Genomic DNA, 13,677 nt, shown 5'->3' with positions numbered 1-13,677 from the left:
CTTCAGACCATGTCCGCCGACAGTCCGGCCGTCTGGCTGAAGCCTGCGTCCACGTAGGTGATTTCGGCCGTCACGCCTGCGGCCAGGTCGCTCAGCAAAAAGGCTGCCACGTTGCCCACGTCATCGATCGTCACGTTGCGGCGCAGCGGCGCGGCGTCGGCCACGCGGCCCAGCAGCTTGCCAAAGTCCTTGATGCCGCTGGCCGCCAGCGTCTTGATGGGGCCGGCGCTGATGCCGTTCACGCGCACGCAGCGGCCATCGGCCGTGCGGCCCAGCGCCTCGGCCAGATAGCGCACCGCCGCTTCCAGACTGGCCTTGGCCAGCCCCATCGTGTTGTAGTTGGGAATGGCGCGCAGCGCACCCAGATAGCTCAGCGTCAGCAACGCCGAGCGGTCGTTCAGATACGGCAGCGCCGCCTTGGCCATGGCGGCAAAGCTGTAGGCGCTGATGTCGTGCGCGATGCGAAAGCCCTCGCGCGACAGGCCATCCAGAAAATTGCCCGCAATCGCCTCGCGCGGCGCAAAGCCGATGGAGTGCACAAAGCCGTCAAACCGGCCCCAGGCCGCGCCCAGATCGGCGAACAGGCGCTCAATCTGCGCGTCATCGGCCACGTCGCAATCAAACACCAGCTTGCTGCCGAACTCGGCGGCGAACTCGGTGATGCGCCCCTTGAACTTCTCGCCCACGTAGCTGAAAGCCAGCTCGGCCCCTTGCGCGCGACAGGCGCGGGCAATGCCGTAGGCAATGGAACGGTTGGACAAAACGCCGGTCACGAGCAGCTTCTTGCCCGCCAGAAAACCCTGTGTCATGAATGAAAACTCCGGTGAGTGCGTGTGAGACAGAATCCGCGAATGTATCGAATCCGCCGCTTTGCACGGGCCTGCGCGGGGCTGACTCTGACTGCCGCGCTGGCCGCCCCCGCCGCCTTCGCCGCCCACGGCTACGCCCTGTGGGGCGAGCTGAAATACCCGCCCGGCTTTGCCCATTTCGACTACGTGAATGCCGACGCGCCCAAGGGCGGCGAGCTGCGGCTGGTCAGCAGCTTTCGCGTGTCCACTTTCGATAAATACAACCCCTTCACCCTCAAAGGCACGGCGCCTGCGTATCTGGATGACTTGCTGTTTGACACCCTGCTCATCGGCTCGCTGGACGAAGCGGGCAGCGCCTACGGCCTGCTGGCCGAAGATGTGGAGGTGGCGCCCGACCGCCTTTCGGCCACTTTCCGCCTGCGGCCGCAGGCGCGCTTTCACAACGGCGACCCGGTGCTGGCCGCAGATGTCAAGCACAGTTTTGACACCCTCACCGGCCCCCACGCCCGCCCTGCTTACGCCACTTTGATGGCCGATGTGGCGGGCGCTGATGTGCTGGATGAGCGCACCGTGCGCTTTCGCTTCAAAAAGCCCTCGCGCGAGCTGCCCCTGACCGTGGGCGCGCTGCCCGTGTTCAGCCGCCAGTGGGGCCAGGGCAAGCCCTTCAATGAAGTGGTGATGGAGCCGCCCATTGGCAGCGGCCCCTACCGCATCGGCCCCGTTCGCTTTGGCAAAGACATCACCTACGTGCGCGACCCCGCTTACTGGGGGAGCGATCTGAACGTGCGGCGCGGCACGGGCCATTTCGACCGCATCCTCGTCAAGATTTACCGCGACAACACCGCCCGGCTGGAAGCCTTCAAGGCGGGCGAGTTCGACCTGATGCGCGTGTTCTCCGCTGGCGACTGGGCGCGGCGCATGAGCGGCAAGCGCTTTGCCACGGGCGAGCTGGTCAAAGGCAGCTTTCGCCACCGGCTGCCCACCGGCTTTCAAAGCTATGTGCTCAACAGCCGCCGCCCGGCCCTGCAAGATGCGCGCGTGCGGCAGGCGCTGGGCCTGGCGCTGGACTATGAGTGGATGAACCGGCGCTTTTTCTACGGCAGCTACAACCGCGTCAAGGGCCTGTTCGGCAACACCGAATGCGCCGCCGAGGGCCTGCCCGACGCCGCCCAGCTGGCCCTGATGGAGCCGCTGCGCGCCCAAATTCCCGCCGCCGCCTTCGGAGCCGCCTTCGAGCCGCCGCGCACCGACCGCCCCGAAGACGGCCCCCACGGCCTGCGCCACAACCTGCGCCGCGCCCAGGCGCTGCTGGCCGAGGCCGGCTGGCGGCCCGACGCCAGCGGCTGGCTGCGCAACGCGCAAGGCCAGCCCCTGGCGCTGGAATACCTGGACAGCAGCGAAGCAGGCGCGCGCGTGGTGGGCGCGTGGCAGCGCAACCTGGAAAAAATCGGCGTGCGCCTGAGCCTGCGCGCCGTCGATTTCGCCCTCTACCAGCAGCGGCTGGACCGGTTTGACTTTGACATCACGTCGCTGGCCTATGCCGGCGCCGCCTTGCCGGGGCAGGAAATGGCCGAGCTTTTCGGCAGCGCCGCCGCCCGCGCCGAAGAGCAGGGGGCTTCAGACCATGTCCGCCGACAGTCCGGCCGTCTGGCTGAAGCCTGCGTCCACGTAGGTGATTTCGGCCGTCACGCCTGCGGCCAGGTCGCTCAGCAAAAAGGCTGCCACGTTGCCCACGTCATCGATCGTCACGTTGCGGCGCAGCGGCGCGGCGTCGGCCACGCGGCCCAGCAGCTTGCCAAAGTCCTTGATGCCGCTGGCCGCCAGCGTCTTGATGGGGCCGGCGCTGATGCCGTTCACGCGCACGCAGCGGCCATCGGCCGTGCGGCCCAGCGCCTCGGCCAGATAGCGCACCGCCGCTTCCAGACTGGCCTTGGCCAGCCCCATCGTGTTGTAGTTGGGAATGGCGCGCAGCGCACCCAGATAGCTCAGCGTCAGCAACGCCGAGCGGTCGTTCAGATACGGCAGCGCCGCCTTGGCCATGGCGGCAAAGCTGTAGGCGCTGATGTCGTGCGCGATGCGAAAGCCCTCGCGCGACAGGCCATCCAGAAAATTGCCCGCAATCGCCTCGCGCGGCGCAAAGCCGATGGAGTGCACAAAGCCGTCAAACCGGCCCCAGGCCGCGCCCAGATCGGCGAACAGGCGCTCAATCTGCGCGTCATCGGCCACGTCGCAATCAAACACCAGCTTGCTGCCGAACTCGGCGGCGAACTCGGTGATGCGCCCCTTGAACTTCTCGCCCACGTAGCTGAAAGCCAGCTCGGCCCCTTGCGCGCGACAGGCGCGGGCAATGCCGTAGGCAATGGAACGGTTGGACAAAACGCCGGTCACGAGCAGCTTCTTGCCCGCCAGAAAACCCTGTGTCATGAATGAAAACTCCGGTGAGTGCGTGTGAGACAGAATCCGCGAATGTATCGAATCCGCCGCTTTGCACGGGCCTGCGCGGGGCTGACTCTGACTGCCGCGCTGGCCGCCCCCGCCGCCTTCGCCGCCCACGGCTACGCCCTGTGGGGCGAGCTGAAATACCCGCCCGGCTTTGCCCATTTCGACTACGTGAATGCCGACGCGCCCAAGGGCGGCGAGCTGCGGCTGGTCAGCAGCTTTCGCGTGTCCACTTTCGATAAATACAACCCCTTCACCCTCAAAGGCACGGCGCCTGCGTATCTGGATGACTTGCTGTTTGACACCCTGCTCATCGGCTCGCTGGACGAAGCGGGCAGCGCCTACGGCCTGCTGGCCGAAGATGTGGAGGTGGCGCCCGACCGCCTTTCGGCCACTTTCCGCCTGCGGCCGCAGGCGCGCTTTCACAACGGCGACCCGGTGCTGGCCGCAGATGTCAAGCACAGTTTTGACACCCTCACCGGCCCCCACGCCCGCCCTGCTTACGCCACTTTGATGGCCGATGTGGCGGGCGCTGATGTGCTGGATGAGCGCACCGTGCGCTTTCGCTTCAAAAAGCCCTCGCGCGAGCTGCCCCTGACCGTGGGCGCGCTGCCCGTGTTCAGCCGCCAGTGGGGCCAGGGCAAGCCCTTCAATGAAGTGGTGATGGAGCCGCCCATTGGCAGCGGCCCCTACCGCATCGGCCCCGTTCGCTTTGGCAAAGACATCACCTACGTGCGCGACCCCGCTTACTGGGGGAGCGATCTGAACGTGCGGCGCGGCACGGGCCATTTCGACCGCATCCTCGTCAAGATTTACCGCGACAACACCGCCCGGCTGGAAGCCTTCAAGGCGGGCGAGTTCGACCTGATGCGCGTGTTCTCCGCTGGCGACTGGGCGCGGCGCATGAGCGGCAAGCGCTTTGCCACGGGCGAGCTGGTCAAAGGCAGCTTTCGCCACCGGCTGCCCACCGGCTTTCAAAGCTATGTGCTCAACAGCCGCCGCCCGGCCCTGCAAGATGCGCGCGTGCGGCAGGCGCTGGGCCTGGCGCTGGACTATGAGTGGATGAACCGGCGCTTTTTCTACGGCAGCTACAACCGCGTCAAGGGCCTGTTCGGCAACACCGAATGCGCCGCCGAGGGCCTGCCCGACGCCGCCCAGCTGGCCCTGATGGAGCCGCTGCGCGCCCAAATTCCCGCCGCCGCCTTCGGAGCCGCCTTCGAGCCGCCGCGCACCGACCGCCCCGAAGACGGCCCCCACGGCCTGCGCCACAACCTGCGCCGCGCCCAGGCGCTGCTGGCCGAGGCCGGCTGGCGGCCCGACGCCAGCGGCTGGCTGCGCAACGCGCAAGGCCAGCCCCTGGCGCTGGAATACCTGGACAGCAGCGAAGCAGGCGCGCGCGTGGTGGGCGCGTGGCAGCGCAACCTGGAAAAAATCGGCGTGCGCCTGAGCCTGCGCGCCGTCGATTTCGCCCTCTACCAGCAGCGGCTGGACCGGTTTGACTTTGACATCACGTCGCTGGCCTATGCCGGCGCCGCCTTGCCGGGGCAGGAAATGGCCGAGCTTTTCGGCAGCGCCGCCGCCCGCGCCGAAGAGCAGGGGGCTTCAGACCATGTCCGCCGACAGTCCGGCCGTCTGGCTGAAGCCTGCGTCCACGTAGGTGATTTCGGCCGTCACGCCTGCGGCCAGGTCGCTCAGCAAAAAGGCTGCCACGTTGCCCACGTCATCGATCGTCACGTTGCGGCGCAGCGGCGCGGCGTCGGCCACGCGGCCCAGCAGCTTGCCAAAGTCCTTGATGCCGCTGGCCGCCAGCGTCTTGATGGGGCCGGCGCTGATGCCGTTCACGCGCACGCAGCGGCCATCGGCCGTGCGGCCCAGCGCCTCGGCCAGATAGCGCACCGCCGCTTCCAGACTGGCCTTGGCCAGCCCCATCGTGTTGTAGTTGGGAATGGCGCGCAGCGCACCCAGATAGCTCAGCGTCAGCAACGCCGAGCGGTCGTTCAGATACGGCAGCGCCGCCTTGGCCATGGCGGCAAAGCTGTAGGCGCTGATGTCGTGCGCGATGCGAAAGCCCTCGCGCGACAGGCCATCCAGAAAATTGCCCGCAATCGCCTCGCGCGGCGCAAAGCCGATGGAGTGCACAAAGCCGTCAAACCGGCCCCAGGCCGCGCCCAGATCGGCGAACAGGCGCTCAATCTGCGCGTCATCGGCCACGTCGCAATCAAACACCAGCTTGCTGCCGAACTCGGCGGCGAACTCGGTGATGCGCCCCTTGAACTTCTCGCCCACGTAGCTGAAAGCCAGCTCGGCCCCTTGCGCGCGACAGGCGCGGGCAATGCCGTAGGCAATGGAACGGTTGGACAAAACGCCGGTCACGAGCAGCTTCTTGCCCGCCAGAAAACCCTGTGTCATGAATGAAAACTCCGGTGAGTGCGTGTGAGACAGAATCCGCGAATGTATCGAATCCGCCGCTTTGCACGGGCCTGCGCGGGGCTGACTCTGACTGCCGCGCTGGCCGCCCCCGCCGCCTTCGCCGCCCACGGCTACGCCCTGTGGGGCGAGCTGAAATACCCGCCCGGCTTTGCCCATTTCGACTACGTGAATGCCGACGCGCCCAAGGGCGGCGAGCTGCGGCTGGTCAGCAGCTTTCGCGTGTCCACTTTCGATAAATACAACCCCTTCACCCTCAAAGGCACGGCGCCTGCGTATCTGGATGACTTGCTGTTTGACACCCTGCTCATCGGCTCGCTGGACGAAGCGGGCAGCGCCTACGGCCTGCTGGCCGAAGATGTGGAGGTGGCGCCCGACCGCCTTTCGGCCACTTTCCGCCTGCGGCCGCAGGCGCGCTTTCACAACGGCGACCCGGTGCTGGCCGCAGATGTCAAGCACAGTTTTGACACCCTCACCGGCCCCCACGCCCGCCCTGCTTACGCCACTTTGATGGCCGATGTGGCGGGCGCTGATGTGCTGGATGAGCGCACCGTGCGCTTTCGCTTCAAAAAGCCCTCGCGCGAGCTGCCCCTGACCGTGGGCGCGCTGCCCGTGTTCAGCCGCCAGTGGGGCCAGGGCAAGCCCTTCAATGAAGTGGTGATGGAGCCGCCCATTGGCAGCGGCCCCTACCGCATCGGCCCCGTTCGCTTTGGCAAAGACATCACCTACGTGCGCGACCCCGCTTACTGGGGGAGCGATCTGAACGTGCGGCGCGGCACGGGCCATTTCGACCGCATCCTCGTCAAGATTTACCGCGACAACACCGCCCGGCTGGAAGCCTTCAAGGCGGGCGAGTTCGACCTGATGCGCGTGTTCTCCGCTGGCGACTGGGCGCGGCGCATGAGCGGCAAGCGCTTTGCCACGGGCGAGCTGGTCAAAGGCAGCTTTCGCCACCGGCTGCCCACCGGCTTTCAAAGCTATGTGCTCAACAGCCGCCGCCCGGCCCTGCAAGATGCGCGCGTGCGGCAGGCGCTGGGCCTGGCGCTGGACTATGAGTGGATGAACCGGCGCTTTTTCTACGGCAGCTACAACCGCGTCAAGGGCCTGTTCGGCAACACCGAATGCGCCGCCGAGGGCCTGCCCGACGCCGCCCAGCTGGCCCTGATGGAGCCGCTGCGCGCCCAAATTCCCGCCGCCGCCTTCGGAGCCGCCTTCGAGCCGCCGCGCACCGACCGCCCCGAAGACGGCCCCCACGGCCTGCGCCACAACCTGCGCCGCGCCCAGGCGCTGCTGGCCGAGGCCGGCTGGCGGCCCGACGCCAGCGGCTGGCTGCGCAACGCGCAAGGCCAGCCCCTGGCGCTGGAATACCTGGACAGCAGCGAAGCAGGCGCGCGCGTGGTGGGCGCGTGGCAGCGCAACCTGGAAAAAATCGGCGTGCGCCTGAGCCTGCGCGCCGTCGATTTCGCCCTCTACCAGCAGCGGCTGGACCGGTTTGACTTTGACATCACGTCGCTGGCCTATGCCGGCGCCGCCTTGCCGGGGCAGGAAATGGCCGAGCTTTTCGGCAGCGCCGCCGCCCGCGCCGAAGAGCAGGGGGCTTCAGACCATGTCCGCCGACAGTCCGGCCGTCTGGCTGAAGCCTGCGTCCACGTAGGTGATTTCGGCCGTCACGCCTGCGGCCAGGTCGCTCAGCAAAAAGGCTGCCACGTTGCCCACGTCATCGATCGTCACGTTGCGGCGCAGCGGCGCGGCGTCGGCCACGCGGCCCAGCAGCTTGCCAAAGTCCTTGATGCCGCTGGCCGCCAGCGTCTTGATGGGGCCGGCGCTGATGCCGTTCACGCGCACGCAGCGGCCATCGGCCGTGCGGCCCAGCGCCTCGGCCAGATAGCGCACCGCCGCTTCCAGACTGGCCTTGGCCAGCCCCATCGTGTTGTAGTTGGGAATGGCGCGCAGCGCACCCAGATAGCTCAGCGTCAGCAACGCCGAGCGGTCGTTCAGATACGGCAGCGCCGCCTTGGCCATGGCGGCAAAGCTGTAGGCGCTGATGTCGTGCGCGATGCGAAAGCCCTCGCGCGACAGGCCATCCAGAAAATTGCCCGCAATCGCCTCGCGCGGCGCAAAGCCGATGGAGTGCACAAAGCCGTCAAACCGGCCCCAGGCCGCGCCCAGATCGGCGAACAGGCGCTCAATCTGCGCGTCATCGGCCACGTCGCAATCAAACACCAGCTTGCTGCCGAACTCGGCGGCGAACTCGGTGATGCGCCCCTTGAACTTCTCGCCCACGTAGCTGAAAGCCAGCTCGGCCCCTTGCGCGCGACAGGCGCGGGCAATGCCGTAGGCAATGGAACGGTTGGACAAAACGCCGGTCACGAGCAGCTTCTTGCCCGCCAGAAAACCCTGTGTCATGAATGAAAACTCCGGTGAGTGCGTGTGAGACAGAATCCGCGAATGTATCGAATCCGCCGCTTTGCACGGGCCTGCGCGGGGCTGACTCTGACTGCCGCGCTGGCCGCCCCCGCCGCCTTCGCCGCCCACGGCTACGCCCTGTGGGGCGAGCTGAAATACCCGCCCGGCTTTGCCCATTTCGACTACGTGAATGCCGACGCGCCCAAGGGCGGCGAGCTGCGGCTGGTCAGCAGCTTTCGCGTGTCCACTTTCGATAAATACAACCCCTTCACCCTCAAAGGCACGGCGCCTGCGTATCTGGATGACTTGCTGTTTGACACCCTGCTCATCGGCTCGCTGGACGAAGCGGGCAGCGCCTACGGCCTGCTGGCCGAAGATGTGGAGGTGGCGCCCGACCGCCTTTCGGCCACTTTCCGCCTGCGGCCGCAGGCGCGCTTTCACAACGGCGACCCGGTGCTGGCCGCAGATGTCAAGCACAGTTTTGACACCCTCACCGGCCCCCACGCCCGCCCTGCTTACGCCACTTTGATGGCCGATGTGGCGGGCGCTGATGTGCTGGATGAGCGCACCGTGCGCTTTCGCTTCAAAAAGCCCTCGCGCGAGCTGCCCCTGACCGTGGGCGCGCTGCCCGTGTTCAGCCGCCAGTGGGGCCAGGGCAAGCCCTTCAATGAAGTGGTGATGGAGCCGCCCATTGGCAGCGGCCCCTACCGCATCGGCCCCGTTCGCTTTGGCAAAGACATCACCTACGTGCGCGACCCCGCTTACTGGGGGAGCGATCTGAACGTGCGGCGCGGCACGGGCCATTTCGACCGCATCCTCGTCAAGATTTACCGCGACAACACCGCCCGGCTGGAAGCCTTCAAGGCGGGCGAGTTCGACCTGATGCGCGTGTTCTCCGCTGGCGACTGGGCGCGGCGCATGAGCGGCAAGCGCTTTGCCACGGGCGAGCTGGTCAAAGGCAGCTTTCGCCACCGGCTGCCCACCGGCTTTCAAAGCTATGTGCTCAACAGCCGCCGCCCGGCCCTGCAAGATGCGCGCGTGCGGCAGGCGCTGGGCCTGGCGCTGGACTATGAGTGGATGAACCGGCGCTTTTTCTACGGCAGCTACAACCGCGTCAAGGGCCTGTTCGGCAACACCGAATGCGCCGCCGAGGGCCTGCCCGACGCCGCCCAGCTGGCCCTGATGGAGCCGCTGCGCGCCCAAATTCCCGCCGCCGCCTTCGGAGCCGCCTTCGAGCCGCCGCGCACCGACCGCCCCGAAGACGGCCCCCACGGCCTGCGCCACAACCTGCGCCGCGCCCAGGCGCTGCTGGCCGAGGCCGGCTGGCGGCCCGACGCCAGCGGCTGGCTGCGCAACGCGCAAGGCCAGCCCCTGGCGCTGGAATACCTGGACAGCAGCGAAGCAGGCGCGCGCGTGGTGGGCGCGTGGCAGCGCAACCTGGAAAAAATCGGCGTGCGCCTGAGCCTGCGCGCCGTCGATTTCGCCCTCTACCAGCAGCGGCTGGACCGGTTTGACTTTGACATCACGTCGCTGGCCTATGCCGGCGCCGCCTTGCCGGGGCAGGAAATGGCCGAGCTTTTCGGCAGCGCCGCCGCCCGCGCCGAAGGCTCGGGCAACTACCCCGGCGCCGCCAGCGCCGCCATTGATGAGCTGATTGCCCGCATGGTCGGCGCGCGCGGGCACGCGGACTACCTGGCCGCCTGCCGGGCGCTGGAGCGCGTCATCACCCACAGCCACTACCTGCTGCCCCAGTGGTATTCGCCCGTGCACAACATGGCCTACAACGCCTGGCGCCTGCACCCGCCCGCCGTCACGCCCGCCTACTTTCAGGCCGAAACCTGGGCCATCTGGACGTGGTGGGCGCGCAGCGCCGAAGCGGCGGCCAGCCAGCACGGCGCGCCATGAAGGCGGCCTGCCTGCCCCGGCGGGCGGCGGCTGGCGTTTTGCCGCTTCGGCCCGGCCGCAGGCCGTGAGTGGAAGGAGTTATTACGCTCTGCTTTCAATAGCGTAATGTCCTAGTGAAATGGGCGCAAGAACCGGTTTTGATCCCTTCAAATTTGCTCCTCTTTCTGATGTGAAATGAAGGGCTGCGCGCTCCCAAACCAGCTGCGCATCGCGGCAGCGCCTGCGCAGGGATGCACCAGCGCCGTGGGTGCGGGCGAGGAAAGCAGAACCTGCTCGCGGCCTGCTCATGCAGGGCGCATGGAAAGCGCCCGCGCTGCAGGCCCAGGGCGGACGCAGGGATGAAAGGGAGAGCCGAGCCAGCGGGGCTGGCCTCAGCCATGCCGCATGGCATTAAAAAAAGGAGCTAATTTGATAGGTTTGAAGGGCCATTTCGCGCACGCTCCACTAGGACCTCATGCTATGGAACAAGGAGCTAAGAGAGGCGAAACTCCTGGCCTGGCCCGATTCGTTTTTCCGCCCCTGACGGTCAGGCGAGCCAGCAGGGCGCACCGCTGGCCAGATGGGGCCGCCGCGCGACGGCCTATCCGCGCAATGGCGGCGCGAGGCGGGCGGCCCCGCGTCCGGATCAGGGCATCAGGGGTGGTTTTTCGCCGTGCTCATAGACGGCGTAGGCGCGGCCCACGATCAGGGAATCGAGCTTGCCGATCTGCGTGACGTCCTTGTTGGTATAGGGCAGCTTGTGCAGCACGTAGCGCATGGCGTTCAGGCGGGCGCGCTTTTTGCAGTCGCTTTTGATGACGATCCACGGGCTGTCGGCGGTGTCGGTCTCGAAGAACATGGCTTCCTTGGCGCGGGTGTAGTCGTCCCACTTGTCGAGGCTGGCCTTGTCGATGGGGCTGAGCTTCCACTGCTTGAGCGGGTGCGCCCTGCGCTCGGCAAAGCGGCGGCGCTGCTCTTCCTGGCTCACACTGAACCAGAACTTGATGAGGTGGATGCCCGAGTGCACGAGGTGGCGCTCGAATTCGGGGGCCTGGCGCATGAATTCGCGGTATTCGTCATTGGTGCAAAAGCCCATCACGCGCTCCACGCCCGCGCGGTTGTACCAGCTGCGGTCAAACAGCACGATTTCGCCATGCGTAGGCAGGTGCTGCACGTAGCGCTGGAAGTACCACTGGCCGCGCTCGGCGTCGGTGGGCTTTTCAAGGGCGACCACGCGCGCGCCGCGCGGGTTGAGGTGCTCCATGAAGCGCTTGATGGTGCCGCCCTTGCCAGCGGCGTCGCGCCCTTCAAAGAGGATGACGATGCGCTGGCCGTTTTCCTTGGCCCAGGCTTGCAGCTTGAGCAGCTCCACTTGCAGGCGGAATTTCTGCTTTTCGTAGGTGCTGCGGCGCAGCAGGTTCTTGTAGGGGTAGCCGCCTTCGCGCCAGTCATCGGCCAGCTCCTCGTCAGGATTGACCTTGCCCGGCGAGAGGGTGGCGTGGCGCTCCAGCGCCTTGCGCAGCGCGCGCTGATCGTCGGGCGAGGCGCCTTCGATGAGGGCGCGCAGCGCCTTGGCGCGCTCGGCGGGCGTGCCGGGCGCCTGCGGGTCAATCAGGCCCTGCGCGGCGGAAACCAGCGTGTCTTGCGCGGCAACAGCGCTTTTGCGGGCCACGAAGTTTTCAATGTCCTTGCGTTGCAGCGAAGGCGGTGTGTCGCCTGCAGCGGCGGGCCGCACTTCGGGCGCGCGCCTGCCGGTTTTGGCGGCTGCCGGCTGGGCCGCCTTGGCTGCCGGCGCGCTCTTGCCGCTCTTGGCCTTGGCGGCCTGGGGTTTCTGTGCATCGTCTCGTGCCATCGTTTTTATGCTCCTTCAGGTATCAAAAATTTTGAACTATGTGCCTGTTCACGCGGGCGCGCCTTGATGTTTGATAAGACCGCCCGCCTCAGTGTTGCCGCGCAGCAAAAGAGAAAACGGCAGGAGCGCCGCTGCAAGCGGCAGTGCGTTCATTTGCATCAAAAACAAGAGCAGACCTAACAGGGTAAAAAAATGCGTTTGGCGCAGATTCCATCAGGACATCATGCTATGTATAGAGTAGCGAATAACACTGTGGCCTGACAAGAATTTGCGGCGCCCACGAGCGCCCGGGTCCGCGCTTTTCACGCCCACGGCGTGGCTTTGAACAGGCCCTCAGGCTTGCGGTTCGGCCTTGCGGCTGCGGCCATTGCGGCGGCTGCCTGTCTGCGGCTGGGCGGCCGCTTGCTGCAGGCGGATGGTGGCGACCAGGCCGGTGCCTTCCAGGCTGTTGGTCAGGCGCAGCAGGCCGCCCATGTTCTGCACCATCTTGACGACGATGGACAGGCCCAGGCCCGCGCCGGTGGCTTCGGTGCGGGCGCTGTCGCCACGGAAGAACGGGCGGGTGAGCTTGGGCAGGTTGTCGGCGGAGACGCCGGGGCCGTGGTCGCGCACGCGCACGAAAACGCGCCCTTCGTGCAAGTTGGTGCTGATGTCCACGGTGGTGATGCCGGTGCCGGGCGTTTTGCCGTAGCGGCGGGCGTTTTCGATGAGGTTGGAAAACACGCGGCCCAGCTCCACTTCGTCAGCCATGACGCGCAGATCCAGCGGAATGGTGGCGTTGATGCGGATGTCTTCCCGGGTGCTGAAGGGGTAGATGCAGCCTTCAATGACTTCGGCCAGGCTGACAGGGTGCATTTCCACTTCTTCAGGGCGGGCGTAATCGAGGAATTTGTTGATGATGGAGTCCACCTGCGCGATGTCGGCGGCCATGTGCTCGCGGGCCTGTTCGTCGGGCACGCTCATTTCGGTTTCCAGCCGCAGGCGGGCCAGCGGGGTGCGTAAGTCGTGCGAGATGCCGGCGAGCATGCGGGCGCGGTCCAGCTCAATCTGCGAGAGCTGGTCGGCCATGCGGTTGAAGCCGACATTGACTTCCCGCACTTCGCGCGAGGCCACGTTTTCTTCCAGCCGGTGGCCTACGTAGTCGCCGCTGCGCACGCTGGCGGCGGCCACGGCCAGGTCTTTGAGCGGGCGGTTGATCAGGCGCGCCAGCAAGGCGGCGCCCACAAGGGAGGTGGCGCACAGGCCCACGATCCACAGCAGCCAGGCGCCGCCGCCCAGCACGGCGCTCACGCGCGAGCGGTCCATGAGCAGCCAGTAGGAGTCGCCCTCGATGGAAAAGCCGACCCACAGGCCCGGCTCGTCATTGACGCGGCTGGCCACGAGGGTGCCGGGGCCAAGGCGCGCCACGAGTTCCTCGCTGATGCGCTGCTCCAGGGGGCTGTTGTCAAAGAGGGTGAAGCGGTCATCAGGCTCGTGCGGAGCGATGCGCACTTTTTCCTGCTCGGCCAGCGTTTTGATGAGAGAGATGCGGGCGATGGCGTCAGAGTGGATGAGCGCGGCGCGCGAGAGATTGACCAGCGAGGCGACCTGCCGCGCGCTTTGGATGGCGCGCGGCTCGTGCTCCAGCGTGCGAAAAAGCTGATACCACGCCAGAGCGCTGCCCAGCAGCATCAGCGCCAGCAGAAAGAAGGTGCGCCAGAAAAGGCTCAGGCCCGTGCCGGAGCGCCTGCGCTTGCGGCGCGCCGGGCTTTTCTGGGGAGAAGAAGCGGACGGCGGCAGCCCTTCCAGCGGCATGCTCATGGAATCGAACAATTCGGCGCTGTCAGACATGTGCGGGTTTGGGAAAGAAAGGCATACAAA

7 protein-coding genes and 3 pseudogenes are annotated in these 13,677 nt (G+C 66.7%); 4 read left to right on the top strand and 6 right to left on the bottom strand.

Annotated features, from left to right (window positions below; all coding sequences use genetic code 11):
* Window positions 1-2 precede the first annotated feature (2 nt).
* A complete protein-coding gene (gene fabI / locus ADJ79_RS09375; protein ID WP_050715729.1) occupies window positions 3-809 on the bottom strand; it encodes an enoyl-ACP reductase FabI in 807 nt (268 codons plus the stop codon).
* Between the two features lie 42 nt (window positions 810-851).
* On the opposite strand from fabI (ADJ79_RS09375), the pseudogene ADJ79_RS09370 reads away from it, so the two are divergent.
* Window positions 852-2,423 (top strand): annotated as a pseudogene (locus ADJ79_RS09370) (extracellular solute-binding protein); the annotation flags it as partial.
* 3 nt (window positions 2,424-2,426) lie between these two features.
* Here ADJ79_RS09370 and fabI (ADJ79_RS13285) read toward each other — a convergent pair.
* Window positions 2,427-3,233, bottom strand: coding sequence for an enoyl-ACP reductase FabI (fabI, locus tag ADJ79_RS13285; protein ID WP_050715729.1), 807 nt, complete (start codon window positions 3,231-3,233; stop codon window positions 2,427-2,429).
* Window positions 3,234-3,275: 42 nt separating this feature from the next.
* Between fabI (ADJ79_RS13285) and ADJ79_RS09365 the strand changes: the two are divergent.
* Window positions 3,276-4,847: pseudogene (locus ADJ79_RS09365) on the top strand (extracellular solute-binding protein); the annotation flags it as partial.
* A 3-nt stretch (window positions 4,848-4,850) separates the two neighbouring features.
* Here ADJ79_RS09365 and fabI (ADJ79_RS13280) read toward each other — a convergent pair.
* Entirely contained in the window at window positions 4,851-5,657 is an 807-nt protein-coding gene (gene fabI, locus ADJ79_RS13280) for an enoyl-ACP reductase FabI (RefSeq protein WP_050715729.1), read from the bottom strand.
* Window positions 5,658-5,699: 42 nt separating this feature from the next.
* On the opposite strand from fabI (ADJ79_RS13280), the pseudogene ADJ79_RS09360 reads away from it, so the two are divergent.
* Window positions 5,700-7,271, top strand: a pseudogene (locus tag ADJ79_RS09360) (extracellular solute-binding protein); the annotation flags it as partial.
* Between the two features lie 3 nt (window positions 7,272-7,274).
* Here ADJ79_RS09360 and fabI (ADJ79_RS13275) read toward each other — a convergent pair.
* Complete coding sequence (gene fabI, locus ADJ79_RS13275; protein WP_050715729.1) at window positions 7,275-8,081, bottom strand: enoyl-ACP reductase FabI; 807 nt, start codon at window positions 8,079-8,081, stop codon at window positions 7,275-7,277.
* Window positions 8,082-8,123: 42 nt separating this feature from the next.
* Here fabI (ADJ79_RS13275) and ADJ79_RS09355 point away from each other — a divergent pair, with 42 nt between their 5' ends.
* Window positions 8,124-9,986 (top strand): extracellular solute-binding protein, encoded by a 1,863-nt coding sequence (locus ADJ79_RS09355; protein WP_050715728.1) that lies wholly within the window; start codon window positions 8,124-8,126, stop codon window positions 9,984-9,986.
* A gap of 625 nt (window positions 9,987-10,611) precedes the next feature.
* Here ADJ79_RS09355 and ppk2 read toward each other — a convergent pair.
* Complete coding sequence (gene ppk2 / locus ADJ79_RS09350) at window positions 10,612-11,817, bottom strand: polyphosphate kinase 2 (protein WP_050715727.1); 1,206 nt, start codon at window positions 11,815-11,817, stop codon at window positions 10,612-10,614.
* 333 nt (window positions 11,818-12,150) lie between these two features.
* Window positions 12,151-13,611: an ATP-binding protein gene (locus ADJ79_RS09345; RefSeq protein WP_050716548.1), complete on the bottom strand. Its 1,461-nt coding sequence runs from the start codon at window positions 13,609-13,611 to the stop codon at window positions 12,151-12,153.
* Between the last annotated feature and the right edge of the window lie 66 nt (window positions 13,612-13,677).

Origin of the sequence: Ottowia sp. oral taxon 894 (genome assembly GCF_001262075.1) — a bacterium.
Taxonomy (GTDB): Bacteria; Pseudomonadota; Gammaproteobacteria; order Burkholderiales; family Burkholderiaceae_C; genus Ottowia; species Ottowia massiliensis.
The sequence above is the reverse complement of the archived record's forward strand: the minus strand, read 5'-3'. Positions and strand labels throughout refer to the sequence as shown.